The 17,888-nt window shown below is 45.0% G+C and carries 15 protein-coding genes and 1 tRNA gene; 10 read left to right on the top strand and 6 right to left on the bottom strand.

Going from position 1 to position 17,888, the window contains the following annotated elements; all coding sequences use genetic code 11:
• Nucleotides 1-28 precede the first annotated feature (28 nt).
• From rsmH to AOC03_RS05845, 7 genes are all read left to right on the top strand, one after another.
• Nucleotides 29-1,069: a 16S rRNA (cytosine(1402)-N(4))-methyltransferase RsmH gene (gene rsmH, locus AOC03_RS05875; RefSeq protein ID WP_062536541.1), complete on the top strand. Its 1,041-nt coding sequence runs from the start codon at nucleotides 29-31 to the stop codon at nucleotides 1,067-1,069.
• A 354-nt stretch (nucleotides 1,070-1,423) separates the two neighbouring features.
• Complete coding sequence (ftsL, locus tag AOC03_RS05870; protein WP_084785785.1) at nucleotides 1,424-1,837, top strand: cell division protein FtsL; 414 nt, start codon at nucleotides 1,424-1,426, stop codon at nucleotides 1,835-1,837.
• Nucleotides 1,838-2,076: 239 nt separating this feature from the next.
• Nucleotides 2,077-4,008, top strand: a complete 1,932-nt coding sequence (locus AOC03_RS05865; protein WP_204247946.1) for a penicillin-binding transpeptidase domain-containing protein — start codon at nucleotides 2,077-2,079, stop codon at nucleotides 4,006-4,008.
• 147 nt (nucleotides 4,009-4,155) lie between these two features.
• A complete protein-coding gene (locus AOC03_RS05860; RefSeq protein WP_062534180.1) occupies nucleotides 4,156-5,766 on the top strand; it encodes a UDP-N-acetylmuramoyl-L-alanyl-D-glutamate--2,6-diaminopimelate ligase in 1,611 nt (536 codons plus the stop codon).
• A gap of 72 nt (nucleotides 5,767-5,838) precedes the next feature.
• A complete protein-coding gene (locus AOC03_RS05855) occupies nucleotides 5,839-7,317 on the top strand; it encodes a UDP-N-acetylmuramoyl-tripeptide--D-alanyl-D-alanine ligase (RefSeq protein ID WP_062534178.1) in 1,479 nt (492 codons plus the stop codon).
• Between the two features lie 3 nt (nucleotides 7,318-7,320).
• A complete protein-coding gene (gene mraY / locus AOC03_RS05850) occupies nucleotides 7,321-8,439 on the top strand; it encodes a phospho-N-acetylmuramoyl-pentapeptide-transferase (RefSeq protein ID WP_062534176.1) in 1,119 nt (372 codons plus the stop codon).
• A gap of 114 nt (nucleotides 8,440-8,553) precedes the next feature.
• A complete protein-coding gene (locus AOC03_RS05845; protein ID WP_062534174.1) occupies nucleotides 8,554-9,513 on the top strand; it encodes a putative RNA methyltransferase in 960 nt (319 codons plus the stop codon).
• A gap of 19 nt (nucleotides 9,514-9,532) precedes the next feature.
• On the opposite strand, the gene cls is transcribed toward AOC03_RS05845, so the two are convergent.
• The 5 genes from cls to AOC03_RS05820 all read right to left on the bottom strand — a co-directional run bounded on the left by cls (nucleotide 9,533) and on the right by AOC03_RS05820 (nucleotide 14,414).
• Nucleotides 9,533-10,981, bottom strand: coding sequence for a cardiolipin synthase (gene cls, locus AOC03_RS05840; RefSeq protein WP_084785783.1), 1,449 nt, complete (start codon nucleotides 10,979-10,981; stop codon nucleotides 9,533-9,535).
• A gap of 296 nt (nucleotides 10,982-11,277) precedes the next feature.
• The gene (locus AOC03_RS05835) at nucleotides 11,278-11,814 is read right to left on the bottom strand and encodes a GlcG/HbpS family heme-binding protein (protein WP_084785782.1); all 537 of its coding nucleotides are present in this window, start codon (nucleotides 11,812-11,814) and stop codon (nucleotides 11,278-11,280) included.
• 42 nt (nucleotides 11,815-11,856) lie between these two features.
• Complete coding sequence (locus AOC03_RS05830; protein ID WP_062534172.1) at nucleotides 11,857-13,068, bottom strand: CynX/NimT family MFS transporter; 1,212 nt, start codon at nucleotides 13,066-13,068, stop codon at nucleotides 11,857-11,859.
• 123 nt (nucleotides 13,069-13,191) lie between these two features.
• The gene (gene cynS, locus AOC03_RS05825; RefSeq protein ID WP_237182071.1) at nucleotides 13,192-13,659 is read right to left on the bottom strand and encodes a cyanase; all 468 of its coding nucleotides are present in this window, start codon (nucleotides 13,657-13,659) and stop codon (nucleotides 13,192-13,194) included.
• Nucleotides 13,660-13,772: 113 nt separating this feature from the next.
• On the bottom strand, nucleotides 13,773-14,414 hold the full coding sequence (locus tag AOC03_RS05820) for a carbonic anhydrase (RefSeq protein WP_062534168.1): 642 nt from the start codon (nucleotides 14,412-14,414) through the stop codon (nucleotides 13,773-13,775).
• 162 nt (nucleotides 14,415-14,576) lie between these two features.
• On the opposite strand from AOC03_RS05820, the gene cynR reads away from it, so the two are divergent.
• Together cynR and AOC03_RS05810 are read left to right on the top strand one after the other, a co-directional pair.
• Entirely contained in the window at nucleotides 14,577-15,461 is an 885-nt protein-coding gene (gene cynR / locus AOC03_RS05815) for a transcriptional regulator CynR (RefSeq protein ID WP_062534166.1), read from the top strand.
• Between the two features lie 421 nt (nucleotides 15,462-15,882).
• On the top strand, nucleotides 15,883-16,314 hold the full coding sequence (locus AOC03_RS05810; protein WP_062534164.1) for a hypothetical protein: 432 nt from the start codon (nucleotides 15,883-15,885) through the stop codon (nucleotides 16,312-16,314).
• A 265-nt stretch (nucleotides 16,315-16,579) separates the two neighbouring features.
• Here AOC03_RS05810 and AOC03_RS05805 read toward each other — a convergent pair.
• Nucleotides 16,580-16,670: transfer RNA gene (locus AOC03_RS05805), tRNA-Ser, on the bottom strand.
• A 290-nt stretch (nucleotides 16,671-16,960) separates the two neighbouring features.
• Between AOC03_RS05805 and AOC03_RS05800 the strand changes: the two genes are divergently transcribed.
• Entirely contained in the window at nucleotides 16,961-17,833 is an 873-nt protein-coding gene (locus AOC03_RS05800; protein WP_157049342.1) for a DNA/RNA non-specific endonuclease, read from the top strand.
• Nucleotides 17,834-17,888: the final 55 nt, after the last annotated feature.

Genomic DNA, 17,888 nt, shown 5'->3' with positions numbered 1-17,888 from the left:
TTCTGCTCCATCGGTGGACTCTTCTGCTATGAGTAATCCGCCTGATCAACAGCCAATAGTGCCTGAACCCTTAAGTGCTGTGAATGATTTTGCGCATGATGCTGTACTGTTACAAGAAGCCGTTGCCGCGGTATTGGGCGTCAAATCGTTGTCCCATTCAAAAAACGAAGCTAATAATAGTCTACCAAAAGCTAGCGGTATCTATGTCGATGCAACGTTTGGGCGTGGTGGTCATAGTCGATTGTTATTAAGTCAGCTTGCTGATGATGCGCAGCTGATTGTGTTTGATAAAGACCCGACCGCAATTAGCGTTGCGCGTGAATTGGCACGTATAGACAGCCGCGTAACCGTGGTTCATGATAGTTTTGCGACCCTAACAGACAGTTTAGCAGCGATGGGTATTACCCAAGTTGACGGGTTAATGGCAGATTTGGGTGTATCGTCACCGCAAATTGATGATGGCAGTCGTGGCTTTAGCTTTATGCGTGATGGCGCGGTTGATATGCGTATGGATACCAGTCGCGGACAGTCGGTTGCTGAGTGGCTGATGACAGTCGATGAAGAAACTTTAGCCAATGTGCTTTATGATTTTGGCGAGGAGCGTCACAGTCGCCGTATTGCCCGTGCGATTAAAGCGATGGATAGTTTTGATTCTACCTTAGCATTAGCTGAAGTGATTAAAGTGGCGCACCCAAAATGGCAAAAAGGCAAACATCCCGCGACGCAAAGTTTTCAAGCGATGCGTATTTTTATTAATAATGAGCTTGGTGACGTCGATAGCTTTTTAGAACAAAGTATTGCCATTATTAAAGCGGGCGGTCAGCTGGCGGTGATTAGCTTTCACTCCTTAGAAGACCGCCGTATTAAGCAGTTTTTGCAGCGCCACAGTAAAGGGCAATATCCTGAAGACGAGAAGCTACCGATGCCGCCCAATCGTCCGCGCTACTTTGGTAAGCCTAAACGTGTCGCCCCAAGTAACACAGAGATTGCGGGTAATCCACGTTCGCGCAGTGCTTGGCTACGGTCGGCAACGCGTACGGATACGGCTTATCAGAACGAGCCAAGCTAGGTAAGCGTAGAAAGCTACTATCGTAAATGTATAAAGCCTTCTGTTTAAAATAAAACAGCTAGACGTAAAGTATTTAAAAGTAGAGAATTGGCAGTGTTGCATAGGTATTTTTTATGCTGATGCGATGATGGTAGACTAATTACTACGTTACTGTTAAAAAGCTGTAAATATTATCTGCTACTCTCATAAGCCAATTTTTTATTTGGCTTTTGTTGGTTATTGGCGCTGTAAATGTTTGACAGCCGTTGTTATTGTGTTTTGTGTGTTATTGATGAGTCTGATGGGAAGTGTGACGCTGATAAAGGGTTATCCTGGTCTGTCTTTTATATTTGAGTTTACTTTTTTGAGAGCGTCATGGCAATATCTGGCAAACCTGCAAACCGTCGCAACCCTCCGCTGCCACATTCTGCTGATTTTGGCGAAGTGTTGGTGCAGCGTTTTAGTATGGTGGGTATTTATGTGGCGGTATTATTGCTATTAGCCGCTGCCATCGTGTGGAGCGGTATCAAAACTGCCGAAGCAATTCAGCAATATCATCAGGATTATAAAGCGTTGCAAGATATGAAAAAACAAGAGCGCACGTTGCAAATTGAGCATCAACGCCTATTAATTGAACAGCAAACCTTTAGCGCCACTCCACAAATCGCCAGTCGCGCGGTTACCGAACTGGGTATGTATACCCCAACTTTTAAAGATAAGCTCATTATCCAGCCGGGCGCTGCCGTCGCTGAACCTATCAGCGAACCCACCGTGGAGGCAGGACAATGAGTGATAACAACTCTACTAAAAAGCCTACTATTAAAAAGCCCAGTGCAGCGGCTAACAAAAGCACGGCGAAAAATAGCACTAAAAACCCAACCAGTGGCACCGTCATTAAGCCATTACGCCGTTCTAGTACTACAAAATCAACCACCGCTGGCAGTAAGTCTACAAACAAGACGTCTATAAATAAAACTGCGACAAAAAATAACGCCTCCAAAGAAAATGTAAAAAATCGCTCAAATAAGCTGACAAGCCGCCTGAAAAAGAATGAAACGCAAGGCGCGTATACCAGTGTCAAAAACCGTAAAAGTAAAAAGGTGATATTTAGTAAAGCGTCAGGGGCATCCTCACGTGGTGGCTTTGAAAATGATAAAAACCGCTTTCGTACCATTTGGGGGATTGCCTTAGTAATACTCTGTATGCTCATCGGGCGTGCCTTTTATTTACAAGTAGCGAATGCGCAGTTTTATCAAGATAAAGGTGATGAGCTCATCACCAGTAAACGCACCCAAAAATCTTATCGCGGAATGATTACTGACCGTAATAATTTGCCGCTTGCCGTCAGCGCCCCATTGGCGACCGTGTCGTTTAGTCCGCACGATTATGCACGCGAATACTATGAGATTAAACGGGTTAAAGTTGCCAATCCTGACAGTCCAAAACTACAAGCGCAAATGCAAAAGCGTTTGGATAATATGGATTTGACGCGTTTAGCAGCGGCGTCAAATATGCCTTTAGCTAAATTACAAAAAGCCACGGCTATTGATGACAGTATTGACGTCACTGATGCCGACGCGGTAAAAGTAGCCTTGCCATCTGGTGCCGGTTCACACTATCTGCCATTACTCAATAAAGTCACGCCTGAAATTGCCCAAAGTGTCAGCGACCTTGAATTTCCAGGCGTTTACGAGAAAAACTTCTTTCAGCGTTTTTATCCGCAACCGCAGCCAAACGCGCAACTGTTGGGCTTTATGGGACAAAATGCCGATGATCCAGACGGTGGCTACGAAGGGCGCGCTGGTATTGAGCGGCAGTATGAAACAGAGCTGGCGGGTAAAGATGGCAAAGTGTTGATTCTAAAAGATGCCAAGCAAAACAGCCTAAAAGAAATCAAGCAACTTGAGCCAGAAATAGCAGGACAAAATGTCGCGCTGACGATTGATTCGCGGTTGCAGTATTTGCTCTATAAAGAGCTGGAAAAAGTAGGGCGCTCGCGTGAAGCTCTATGGTCAACGGGCATGATAGTCGATGTACAAACGGGTGAGGTGTTGGCTTTATCAACATGGCCGTCTTTTAACTCGAATAATCTAAACGAGATGACCGGTGAGAACCAGCGTAACCGTGCGGTATTGGATGTCTTTGAGCCGGGTTCGGTGATGAAACCATTCACGGTAGCGGCTGCATTAGATTCAGGAAAATATACCACCAGCTCTTTGATTGATACTAATCCTGGCTCTATTTATGTTAAAGGCTATACCATCCGTGACCATGATAATTTAGGCTCTATTACGATGGCAACGCTGCTACAAAAATCAAGTAACGTCGCCTCGACCAAGATTGCATTATCGTTGCCACCTGATGCCATTAGCAATATGCAACGGCAGTTTGGCTTTGGGACAAAAACACCGCTACAGTTTCCGGGTGAAGGTCGTGGTTCAATTGTGACCCCAAAAGAAAAAGAGCTGTCACGGCGCGCTACGATTAGCTATGGTTACGGCTTACAAGTCACGCTGGCACAGGTGGCACAAGCTTATTCTGCGCTAGCAGCAGGCGGCGTGATGCATCCACTTACCTTGATTAAAAGTGACAAACCGCAGCCAAGCAAGCGCATTATGGCGCATGAGCAAGCCATGTCTATTGTCCAGATGTTAGAGGCGGTCACGGCTCCAGGGGGTACAGCCGTTGCAGCAGCGATTGATGGCTATCGTGTCGCTGGTAAAACTGGAACGTCACGTCGAGTGAATCCAGAAGGTGGTTATTATACCGATCAATACCGTAACGTTTTTGCAGGTATTGCACCCGCATCTAATCCAAGATTGGTTGGCGTCGTTTTGGTCGAAGATCCGCGTGGACAGTATTATGCCGGTGTAACCGCCGCGCCCGTCTTTCACAATGTCATGAAAGAGGCGCTGCGTTTATATAATGTGCCGCTAGATAAGCCATTACAGACTAAATAGTCTTAGATTAAGTTTGGCTTCTGACTGTTTTAATTAACGGTTAGTTAGATGTGAAATTTTTGCTGCTGCTGTTGCTGTTGTTTATTGAATCATTACTCAACCCTATTATTCTCATTATTTTTTATACGTCTAGGATTTGAATTGCCCATGACCATGCCGACTTCATCGCAAAGTGACCTGACTTTACAGCAGTTAATCGATCACGATATTGCCAATAATAAAGGCACTCATAGTGCTAGTAAGGGGTTGCAATATCAGCTATTGGCAATGATACAGGCATCAGTGAATCCAACGACAGTCGCTCATCTGCCGTTTCAGCACTTGCGTTTAGACAGCCGCCATGTTGCGCCGAAAGACGTATTTGTACTTTTAAAAAGTCAGACGCAAAATTGCCAAAAGAGCCGTGACTATCTCTATCAAGCAGCGCAGCAAGCAGCATTTATTTTATCGGAAGTTGATCCGCAAGCGTTACTCACGAATGAGTCGCCTTCTTGTCCGGTTATTTATGTGCCTACGATTCGTGATTTTTTAGGCGATTTGGTGCAAGCGTGTTTGCAATATCGTAAGCCAGTGACGTTGCCAACGGTGGTAGCCGTGACGGGCACGAATGGTAAAACCACCATTAGTCAGCTGGTCGCGCAATTGGCACAATTGGCGGGTATGAGCAGCGCGGTCATGGGTACGGCAGGTAATGGTAAGCTTGGCGCACTGATACAAGCCAGTCATACCACGGGCGATGCGCTAGCAGTGCAGCAATTTTTATATCAAATGGGTGAGGAAAAAGCCGATTTATTGGCGTTAGAAGCCAGCTCGCATGGTCTTGATCAACAGCGCCTGCAAGGTGTGCCGGTCAGCGTTGCCATTTATACCAATCTCAGCCGCGACCATTTAGATTATCATGCCACCATGGCGGATTATGTAGCAGCGAAAGCCAGATTATTTGATAAAACACATTTTCCGACTTTGACGCATGCCATTATTAATAGCGATGATGAATATGCACAAATGATGCTGGATATGGCGCATGCCAGTGGCTTGACAGTCTGGACGTATAGTTTAGACGCAGCGTCGACGGCGACTTTTGTGGCATCGCGTATCGCACCAAGTCTGCAAGGGGTTGAAATTACCTTACAGAGTAAATTTGGCAATATTAATATGATAAGTCCTTTGTTAGGACGATTTAATGTTGCTAACTTACTTGCCGCGATTGCAGCGGCAGTCGCATTGGGTATTGATATTGAACGTATGACTGATCTAATACCACAATTGCAAGGCGCGGTTGGGCGTATGCAGCGCGTGCCGTCAAAAGAGGGCTGCTTTATCGTGGATTATGCGCATACGCCTGATGCCTTGGTGCAAGTATTGGACAGTCTACGGACGCATTGCCAAGGCAAACTGTGGGCAGTATTCGGCTGCGGTGGTGACCGCGATACCGGCAAGCGGCCATTGATGGCGCAGGCAGGATTGGCGGGTGCAGATCAAGTGATATTGACTGCGGACAATCCACGCACCGAAGATCCCAACGTCATTTTACAAGATATGCAAGTAGGCATGACTGCTGAACAATACCAGCGCACCCATATTGAGCCTGATCGCCAACAGGCAATCACCTATGCGGTTAAGTATGCCAGCGCCAATGATATTGTCGTGATTGCCGGTAAAGGTCATGAAACCTATCAAGAAATTAACGGTGTCCGTCATGACTTTGATGACAGCGTTATCTTATATCAGGCATTGCAGCAAGTTGGGCGTGTCTAAAAAATACTCTATGCTGCTAGGGCATACAATAAGCAGTCACCATAATCAGGTAAATACGACAAGGTAATCGTTATGACAGCTGACAATAATAGTAGGCAGTCGCAAGGACTGTATGTCTGGCAAGCAGATAATTTGCTGGCGGCTACAGCGACACTCGATGGTCACTGGCAGCTCGGTGACAACCAAATAGAGAGTAGCCACGCTGATTTAGCCGTCAATATCGCCAGTACGCGCATTGCCACGGATACGCGAAAAATTCAAGCTGGCGACATTTTTTTAGCGATTAGTGGTGATAACTTTGACGGTCACGACTATATCAATACCGCTGCTGCCCAAGGTGCGGTTGCCGTTATCATCTCACGTCCTATGGCATCTGATATTGCTAATAGTATTCCGCAACTGGTGGTTAGTGATACCCGTTTGGCATTAGGACAATTGGCAGCGTATCGTCGTCAGCAGCATCCGGATTTGACGATTATTGCCATTACTGGTTCAAGCGGTAAAACAACCGCTAAAGAGATGCTCGGCAGTATTTTTAGTCGCCTAGCACCGACCCTAATTACCCGTGGTAATTTAAATAATGATTTTGGCGTGCCTATGATGATGCTTGAGCTGACAGATCAGCATCGTTATGCCATTTTAGAGTTGGGCGCCAATCATATTGGCGAGATTGCTTATACTACTGAGCTTGTTCGTCCGGATGTAGCATGTATTTTAAATATCGGTACCGCACATTTAGGAGAGTTTGGTAGCCGTGACGGCATTTGCCAAACCAAAGCCGAAATTTTTCATACCTTAACGGATAAGCAAGTTGCCATCGTGCCAGATACCGATGATTATGCTCAGCAGTTGCGAAACATAGCTAAAACGCATACGTCGCAAGTGCTTGGCTTTGGCAGCACCGATGTGACCGCTAGTGACATTAAAATTCATGCTGAAGGCAGTGAGTTTACCTTGCATCTTGGTAGTCAAGCAGGTGCAGTCCGTTTACCGCTGGCAGGTGAGCATAATGTGAGTAATGCTTTAGCAGCAGCGGCATGTGCTTATGCGCTCAATATTGATATCAATGATATTGTCATCGGGCTGAATAATGCCCGACCAGCGAAAGGTCGTTTAGACAGTCAAATGCTAGGCGAGCATCGGCTGATTGATGATACTTATAATGCTAATCCGCATTCTGTCCGCGCTGCTGCGCACGTATTAGCCGCGCAAACGGGCACTCAAATTATGGTGCTGGGCGATATTGGTGAACTTGGTGAAGCCGCAGTTAGTGAGCACCATAATCTTGGACGCGCGATTGCGGATACTGGCATTGATATGCTGTTGTGTGTTGGCGAATTTGCACCGCATAGCGTTGCTGGTGCCAATACAAATATTAATGCCAATGCCGCTAGCAGTATTGAAGCGCACGCATTCACAGATAAATCCCATTTGTTAGATTTTTTACAGCCGTATTTACAGGCGCAGCAAGCACAGCCTTGTACCGTGTTGTTCAAAGGCTCTCGTTCCATGGAAATGGAAACTCTCATTGATGCGCTAGTAAAGGAGTAGACCGTGTTAGTTTGGTTGTTTAATTGGCTTGGGCAGTTTTATTCTCCGTTTTATGCGGTTTCTTCCCTAACATTGCGTGCTTTACTTGCGGTAGTCACGGCGCTGGCGTTCAGTCTGATTTTTGGTGGGCGTGTCATTCGCCATTTACGCGCCTTGAAATATGGGCAAGCCATTCGTAATGATGGTCCGCAGTCGCATTTGGCAAAAACAGGCACGCCAACCATGGGCGGGGTAATGATTTTAACCGCTATCGGGGTTTCAACCTTACTGTGGGCACGGCTGAATAATCCCTACGTCTGGATTTTGCTAGTGGTCATGGTGATTTTTGGTTTGGTAGGCTGGACGGATGATTGGCTGAAAATAAAATATAAAAACCCAACTGGCTTAATCGCCCGCAAAAAATACTTTTGGTTATCAATGGGTGCCTTATTCGTCGGCGTATCGTTATATTATATCGCCACGCAGCAAGCCGATATTAATACCACGCGTGAGATGCAAGATGTGCTATTGCCTGTCTTTAAAAACTTAACGATTCCATTCTCCGCGGTGCCGTTTGGGATTGGCTTTATTATCTTTACCTACTTTGTGATTAATGGTGCGTCCAACGCAGTTAACTTAACCGACGGTTTAGACGGCTTGGCTATTTTGCCGGTGGTATTGGTAGCAGCGGGTCTTGGTGTGATGGCGTATGTGTCAGGTGACGTTCGGTTTGCCGATTATTTACACGTACCGTATATCGCCTATAACTCTGAGGTGATTATCGTCTGCGGGGCGATGATTGGCGCAGGACTTGGATTTTTATGGTTTAACGCCCATCCAGCACAAGTCTTTATGGGTGACGTGGGAGCATTGTCACTGGGCGCAATGCTCGGTACGATTGCTGTCATGACTCGCCAAGAGATTGCCTTTGCGATTATGGGTGGACTGTTTGTTGCCGAAGCATTATCCGTTATCCTACAAGTAGGCTCGTATAAGCTACGCAAGAAACGTGTCTTTCGTATGGCGCCATTGCATCACCATTTTGAAGAGCTTGGTTGGAAAGAGACGCAAGTGGTAGTCAGATTTTGGATTATAGCCATTGTATTGGTGGTTATGGGTTTAATGACCTTAAAGCTGCGCTAGATTCCCGTTACTCATGCATAAGAAAGCCACTTCTATTTCGGTAGAAGTGGCTTTTTTGTCGCTTAAAAGACCTGAATTTTGCTACTATGCTTATTATATTTGTATGACTTAGAGATGCTTGTGTCCTTATTTATTTGTCCAATCTGTCAATCTCCATTGCACCCTGCCGCCGATACATGGCGCTGTGATGGCAGCCTGCACCCGAAACAAACCTCGCATCCCTTTGATGTGGCGCGCCAAGGTTACGTTAATTTATTACCCGTACAACAAAAAAAATCTAAAGCGCCCGGTGACAGCCAGCAGTCCATTATCGCGCGACAACGGTTTTTAGCCGCAGGCTATTATCAGCCGTTGCGAGACTTAATCTGTGAGCAACTGGCACAGTTATTGGGGCAAGATAAAGCCAATACTGACCATGATAATAGCGAGGTTAACTGGCTAGACATTGGCTGCGGTGAGGGCTATTACACCCAAGCCATGGCGCAACAAGGGATTATCGATAATCTAATAGCCGCTGATATCAGCAAACCTGCATTGGTCGAGCTTGCAAAAGCCAGTAAAGCAAATGGTAGGTTGTGGTATCAGCAAGAAAATAAAAACGAAATACATGCAAATAAAATGGCAATTTATCCGCTAGTGACCAGCGCCGCGCATTTGCCATTACGTACGCATAGTATGCACGGCATTAGCAGTATTTTTAGCCCGATTTTGCCAGAAATCTTCGCTGATATGTTGACAGCAGATGGCTATTTAATCATTGCCAAGCCAGATATTGGACACTTAATGACTTTGCGTGAATCATTGTTTGATAGTGTGCGTGAGCACGATTCTGATAAATTTTTACCGACCTTAGCGCCATATTTTACGTTAATAGCAACGCATCAGGTGACAAGCGCCCTGAGCTTACCAGCTGACGCTTTGGCAGATTTATTAACCATGACGCCTTATGCTTATCGCGCTCGCGCTGAGAATCGCCAAGCGCTATTAGCCAGTGCGGAGACGACAGCATTTAATACTGAAGCAAAATTTGTCGTTTACATTTTACAAAAAACTGCTGATAACGCTCACGGATAAATCAAATCGGTCGAGCATGCTAAAGAACAGGACCCATTGTGGATACAATATTATTCCAAATCCTATACGGTAATGACCACTGTTCTACTTGTTCGCGTTTGACTTCGACCGAGTCCGTAATATATTGATATTGGCGTGCCATGATATTAGCAGTTAACGCCTTATCGCTCATAATCACGTTATTTTCATAATTAAGGTCGAAGCTGCGTAAGTCTAAATTGGTCGAGCCAATCAGACTGATTTCACCATCAATGGTCAAGGTTTTGGCGTGTAATAAGCCCGGCTTATACTCATAAATTTTGACCCCAGCTTCTAATAATTCCCAGTAATAGCTGCGACTGGTGGCAGCCACTACAAATGAGTCATTATTTTTGGGAAAAATTAACGTAACCTCTACACCGCGATAAGCCGTGGCACATAAGATGCTAACCAGTGAGTAATCGGGTACAAAGTAGGGCGTTGAAATAATCAAAGTGCGCTGAGCTTGACTGATGAGCGCGCCTAAGAACTGCGGCGATGTGCCGCGTTTTTGAATTGGACCGTCCGCGAATACTTGTGCCGCAAAGCCATCGGGTTGCGGCGTAGTGTCATAATAAAAGCTTTCTAAAGGCGTATTGGGGTGCTCTGTCAGCCAATCACTGGCAAACAGCATTTGGTTTTGCGCGACCACTGGACCTTGGACACGCAGCATAATATCTACCCAAGGCGCATATTTTGGCTTTGGGCTAAACTCAGGATCAGCGCAATTGCGACTGCCAGAATAGCCAATTTTACCGTCAATAACTGTGATTTTTCGGTGATTACGCAAGTCAATACGGCTAAACAATAGCACCTTAATTAAGTTGCTAATCGGTAGCGCCACACTGACTTGTACGCCCGCGTTTTTCATTTCCTGCCATAGCTTTGAGTTCACCATTTTGCGCGAGCCTAAGCCATCAACCATGGCTCGGCAAGTAACCCCACGTTTTGCCGCCCGTATCAGCGCTTGGGCGGTAGCCTTACCCATACCATCGTTCAGCCAAATATAATACAGCACATGAATATGATCGGTCGCTGCATCAAAATCAGCAATCAACCGCGCCCGCGTTTCCGCCGCATCTGCCATCAGCTCCGCACGATTGCCCAAGGTAGTATGAAAGCCGGTCACATTCGCAGCATAAGCAAATGCCGCTTGGTATTCAGGTTTAATGGCTGCTTTTAACACCGACTGACTACTAAGTACTTCAGGGTTATGCGCATGTAATTTATTGATAATCTCGCGATTTTTGCGCTCAAAGTCGCGTCCCAAATGAATCTCGCCGAACATCCAATAGACTACCACCCCAACATAAGGCAGTATAAATAGAATCACCAGCCATGCCAGTCGTGCTGATGAGGTAAAGTCATGCCGTGCCAGCACGCGTAAGGAGATAATAATCAGTAAGATAAAATGGATGCCAAGCAGGATATTTATTATATTTATAGCCATAAGGGCTGCCTATTATTGTTATTTAAATTGTTATTTAGCTCTTTTGCTAAGTATAACGTACTCTGGCTTGAGATATGTTTAGCGCTTATTAAGGGCGCTTATTAGAGTGAGGCATGCCATGCTGAACTAAAAACAGAAGGGAAGAAAAGCGCAGAAAAAGAGGGTACATAAGAGGTTAAATAAAGAGGGCAGAGAGGTAATAGATTGACTACATTTATGCTTTAGCACCTTGGCGTTGCTAAAGCATTTGAGCGTCGTTGCCATACGCTAAGTTGATTTTCAAAGTATGAACTATCTTAATCTAACGCTTTTAATCCTGCTTTGGCAATCTGTACATCTTCGCTGCCGTGCGCACCGCCAACCCCAATACCACCAACCACGATGCCATCAATATAGATCGGCACACCGCCATCTAGAATCAGTATGTTTTCATCTAAATATCTAATATCGGCAGGAACGGTTCCATCCACAACACCTTGAGCAATAGCTGCCGTTTCTCTTTTCTGCGAATTAGCGGTATACGCTTTTTTATAACTGGCGCGAATGGTATGCACGCCCGCTCGGTGATCGCGTAAGACCGCTAGCGTCTGCCCAGAACGATCAACCACCGTGATTGTCACCATAAAGTTATTTTTTTGCGCCTCTAAAGCAGCGGCATTCACAATCTTCTGTGCCATATCGCCCGTTAATAATGGAACGGTTACGTTATCATTTGATAGATTTTGCATAGGCGTTACATTCTGTTTTATTGGAGTGGTTGGTGAGGTACTGGCACAAGCGGTAACTGAGACTATCGACATGAGCAAAGCGCCATAAATGGTTAATTTTTTCATTTTAAATCCTAGTGACTATTCTATGTATGAAGATAAAATTTATCAAACATTCGGTAAGTTTATAGCCTTTGCATAACTGGCAGGGGCAAACTTAATCGTGACCAGTAGCATACCCACGAGCGTAATCAGCAGCATGATCCAAACGGCTTGAAAGCTGCCTGTCCATTCACGCAAAAATCCTGCAAGGTAAGGAACAATGGCGGTAATAATAAAACCAATACCTTGTACAAATGCCGTCAATGCCGACGCCAGACTGGGTGCTGATAAGTGATCAAGCGCTACTGTCAGCGTCAGTGAAAAGCAAGCACCAAGTCCACACCCAATCATGGACACCCATAGGATTAACATTGAGTCAGGCATTAGCATTAGTCCGACAAAGCCGAGCACCTGAATGCCTACTGCAAAAAATAGCCAAGGACGTCGATCCAAGCGGCTTGCTGACAGTGCAGGTGCTGCGAGTGCGCCGATAACTTGAAAAATAGTCATGATACCAATCAGCTCGCCACTATCTTGCGCACTCCAGCCTAAACCACGCGCATAACTGGGTAGCCAAGCAATCATACAAGCGTAACCGGCATTTGCCAGTCCAAAGTAGCTCGCCAGTAGCCATGCGCGACGATTACTAAAGAAATTAATCTTCCCGTTACTGTGTTTGGTGGTCATCTCTTCACTGGGTCTTAACCACCATAATAATAGCGCAATGACAGGCAGTATTAGCCAAATACCCAACCCTGCTTGCCAACTGCCATAATGCTGCGCGACCAATGGACTTAGCATTGCGGCACTACCACCGCCCGCCATTAATGACGCAGAATAAATACCCATCGCAAGCGGAACACGCTGTGGATACCAGCGTTTCACAACGCCAGGTGCCATCGCTTGTACAACAGCGATGCCGATACCACCCAATAAAGTACTGGCAATTAATGTCCACCCTGATGCCAGTTCCAAACGCCATAAGCCCGCTAAGGCAATGGCAAATAGCCCGCCCGTTATCCACACACTTTCGCTTAATCGTTTGCCAATCCACGGTAGTAATAACGGAAAGACACCCATACAGAGCATCGGCAGCACCACCAATAACGAGGCGACTTGTAAGCTGATACCTGTGCTCAGCCGGATTTCTTGTAACAGCGGACCCGTCGAGGTCAGAGTCGGGCGTAGAGTCATTGCCAATACCGCAATGATAACCATAGGAAAAAATAGCGTCAGAACGGACTGGCGGCTGTGGGAAGAAATATGATCAGTGCTCATGATTGAAGAGATGTCCTTAGTCGCCAAAAAAGTCGGCGCGAAACGCCGACTTTTCCATATTACAATAATTGTGCTGCTATTTTAGCATGATGGCTTTTTTAGAAAAAGTTGTCAGGCAAACGCTTAAAAAGGTTTAAAAGGTAAGAATTTACCATCAAGGGTAATAACAGCGCGATCGCCACCTTCTGGATCTGCTACTTTTTTGATATCCATTTTAAAGTTAATAGCGCTGATGATACCGTCGCCAAACTGTTCATGAACCAATGCTTTAAGGGTAGTGCCGTACACCTGCATCATCTCATAAAAGCGATAAATGGTTGGATCGGTCGGCATACTGTCGCCAACACTACCGCGTAGTGGAATCGCTTGTAATAAAGCGATAGCGTTGGCATCAAGTCCCAACGTGTCGCCAACTTTTTGCGCGGCCTCAGCAGGTAATGGATGCTGACCAAGCAAGGCGGCGGTTACGTAGACATCACTTAAACCCGTGCCGGCTGCGATTTGCTCAAATGATAGGTTCTTTTCAGCTTTAGCGGCAATGATAATGTCTGTTAACGCTTGGCGTGCAGTGTTGCTAACTTGAGTTTGCATTATGGTAATACCTTTTATAGTAAGTGAAGTATCGTTAGTGTTAATTTAAACAAGGGTTAATTTAAAAAGTGTTCATTTAAAAAGTAATGGCGTGAGCGCGAATTAGGACAATGCTATATAGGATAGGCGCGCACCTCCGTATGTTCGGCAAGGGAAACGAAATGATTGCTCGAGCCATCTAAAGCATCAATGCTGCCGGTCTCGATATCGTAAACCCAGCCATGCAGTGCCAAACGTCCTTCTCTTATGGCTAAACGAACTGACGGATGGGTTTTGATATTTTCAATTTGCGCAATCACATTTTCGCGCACCATGGATGCAATCCGTTCGCTGTCATTGAGATGAGTAATAGATTCATTCACCACCCGCGCTGAGTCAGCGTATTTTAGCCAGCTACCCACCGCTGGCATGTGATCCATGCAAGTGCAATTAGCAATCGCAGTCATGGCACCGCAGTCTGAGTGACCACAAATCACCACATCGGTGACTTGTAATGCCGTCACGGCGTACTCTACCGATGCAGACACGCCACCCGGCTCAGGACCATAAGACGGTACAATATTACCGGCATTGCGAATAACAAACAGACCACCGGGTTCGCGCTGCGTGACCAGCTCAGGGACTAAGCGGCTGTCTGAACAAGAAATAAAGAGCGTGCGCGGATTTTGCTGCGTAGCTAAATTTTTGAATAAATCCGCGCGTTCAGGAAAGGCGTCGCTGTGGAATTTTAAAAAACCTTCAATGATATCTTTCATAAGCGCTGTCTCTATCGTGTTGATAAAGTGAATACTACGCGGTTATTGTAATAAGGTAAAAGACTGGTATATTATGATATCGATAATAAATACTTATAGTTAAACCATGACGTTGACTAAAACATTGACCCCAACATTGATCATGAAGCTGATAGATAAATTATGATACTTCGACACATCAACTATTTTTTGGCAGTTGCCAAGTACGAAAGCTTTACGCGGGCAGCAGCGTCTTTGTATGTCTCGCAGCCTGCCTTATCACAACAGATTAAGCAGCTCGAAGAGACACTGGGCACGATATTGTTTGACCGTTCGGGGCGCACTGTCAAGTTAACCGATGCCGGAGAAGTGTATGCCCACTACGCGCAAAAAGCCTTACAGGACTTAGAAGAGGGTCGTCGAGCGATTCACGATGTCCAAAACTTGAGTCGTGGGGCGTTACGTATTGCCATTACACCGACTTTTACCACTTATCTCATAGGTCCATTGATAAAAGAATTTCATAACAGTCATCCGAATATCACGCTGAGCGTGCAAGAGATGTCGCAGGAGAAGATGGAAAAACAATTACTTGACGATGAATTTGATGTGGGTATTGCATTTGCTGATGTGCGTTCTAGCGATATAGAAGCGCAAACGTTACTGATTGAAACGCTTGCCTTGGTTGTGAATAAAAATCATCCGCTTGCGCAGCACCAAGCCATTGACCTACAAACCCTGAGCGCCCAGTCATTGGTGCTGTTAAGCCATGAATTTGTCACCCGTGAACAAATTGAGCGCTATTGTCGTCAACATGACATACAGCCCAAAGTGCTTATGGAAGCTAATTCACTTAGTGCAGTGATTGAAATTGTACGGAATACCCAATTGACCACCTTACTGCCCTCGAATATTGTCAGTAATCGCGATGAGCTGGTAGCCATTGCCTTAGCGCCCTCTTTGCTCAAGCGCACCGCAGTATTGCTGCAACGCAAAGGCGCTTACCAAAGTGCGGCGGGGGCGGCATTTATAACATTAGCGCATCAATATTGCGATAATCAAAAATGAGCCGATAAAACAGCTCTATTCACAAATATTTACCACTGAGCAAAATCGTAGAATATCAGCAAAGGTATGAAGCACAGCGACAAGAGAACATATTAGGAACAAGACAGCGCCATTAAGCGTGATAGAGTAGGGCGGGCAGATATTTCTAAGCGATTCAACAATAAGAAATACTATATTTGCCCGTATTTCATTGATAACCAAAGTTTACTTATTTATTTACTTGTTAAACATATGGCATAGTTTGTCAAGTTATGGAATACTAATAAACCTAACGACTTGGTCAACTATAGCGCATAGTTAGTTCCTATTAGTGCAGTACGAGAACCAGAAGTACGAGCAGTACAAGAAATAGAAGTACGAGGAACAGACCAACCCACTGAGCTTAAATTTTATAAGCTTTAATTAGAAAGGATGCTAAAAGATGAAAGCTAACGCCAAAATAGACCCAAAATTAGAAACATTTATTCATATTGTCCACAGTCCGCGCCTCAAGCCGCTGAAAAAACAACCGGCTGTTAAGTGTGTCGAAGCGACAAGAGCTATTGATAAAGAATATCTTGCTGAACTCGCTGGGTCTGATGAATATATATCCATCGCCTTTTGCTATAAAAACTATAATGAAGAAACCAATCCACGCCTGAGTGAAAACGAAAGCTGTGCGGTTATCAGTGTCGCTAAAGCCAAAGAATTACTACATACCGAAGTATTGGCAGAAGAAGCATTAACCTCAGTTAGTATTATTTTGTTCAGTGCCGTATCGCAAACCTTTGGTGGTTTCTTAACCGATGGCGAAACCAACAAGCGCTATGTCTTGTCTAAAGGTACAGAATACGCAGGTCTAACCTCACTGTAAAAATAGTCATTATAAAAATAACTTATATTTTGCGAGATTATGGAATACCGAGCATTATTTTTCCAAAAATCAGCTAAATTGATCAAAAAAATAAGCCACTTTAAGTGGCTTATTTTTTTTGGGCAATGTTACTCAATATAAAAAAATGAAGGCATGGGCATATAAACCGTAAGCTTTATACTTAAAGTATTTTTATAGGTTTAGGATGTTTAAGAGAGGGTAGAACAGGATAGGAAAATAGGAGTGTTATAAAAGTTGATAAGATTGGCGGTGAAGGAGGGATTCGAACCCTCGATACGCTATTAACGTATACACACTTTCCAGGCGTGCGGTTTCAGCCACTCACCCACTTCACCGTTTGATAACTGCTTACCACCAATGTGTTGCACGTCATGAAGAATGGCGCGATATTGATAGTCATCTGTTATTTTAGACGGCTTAGTATAGCCGATAGTGGCGGCAATGTCACGGTTTGCGCCTGCCAATAAACAAAAATGTGCAGCGTAGGCATGTCTTTCTTTATCGATGCGTGCCTGCTAGGATAGGGTATTGTAAGATAGAGAGAGTTGACGGTTAAATGATAACGTTAGATAGCTATAAGCATAGAGAAAATAAAGTGGGCAGACCTCGTCATTCTTGGACGCGTATGACCAGCATAACGCTGACCATAGTCAGTATGTTAATAAGCATAATAATAGGAATAGTACCCGCCCATGCTGCTGATTTCTCTAAGTGCAGTCAGTCTTTCTATGGCGGCGTTTATCCAGAGTTTACCAATAAAAAACTGAGTAAAGACACTCAGGATTTATGTTTTAATGGTTTTGCCGTGCTGTATTCTGATGTGTCGCGCACACCATTATGGTCAGCAGAATATTTAACGCGTCAGCGTTTAGAGCAAGCCAAACAGATCGATCGTGAGGATAGCTTTCATGAAGAGAGTCGGCTACCGACATCATCCCGCGCTAAACTAGCTGATTATTCAGGCTCTGGTTTTGACCGTGGACACTTAGCACCGAATGGTGATATGGCGAATCGTAGCCAGCAGTATGATAGCTTTAGTCTGGCAAATATTGCTCCACAGTCACCACGTAACAACCGTTATATTTGGCGCAATATTGAAACGGCAACCCGCTATTTAACCCAGCAATATGGCGAAGCTTACATCATTACCGGTGTGGCATTTACCGATAAAAAAGTCCAGCAACTAAAAGGTCGTGTCTTAGTTCCGAGTCACTTTTTTAAAGCCGTCTATATTCCAGCTATTAATAAAGCAGGCGTATATTATGCACCCAATGACGAATCAGAGCGGATAGAAATTATTAGTGTCGATGAGTTGACTGCGCGGATAGGTATTGATGTGTTGCCCGTACTCGATCGACAGGTGAAAGCACAAGCTTTTACGCTACCACTGAAGGCAGGCGAAAAAATTGATACGCCCGTTACGCCAGCAGAAAAACCCAGTTGGATGCTTTTTGTTGTCGCCATTATTGATTGGGTAATGGCGCAACTACAAGCTTAAATACCAATTTGGAGTCGCACGCTGTAAATATTCCATGCGTACCACGCTGTTTTGT

The sequence above is a fragment of the Psychrobacter urativorans genome, assembly GCF_001298525.1.
Taxonomy (GTDB): domain Bacteria; phylum Pseudomonadota; class Gammaproteobacteria; order Pseudomonadales; family Moraxellaceae; genus Psychrobacter; species Psychrobacter urativorans_A.
This window is presented reverse-complemented; position numbering and strand designations above follow the sequence as displayed.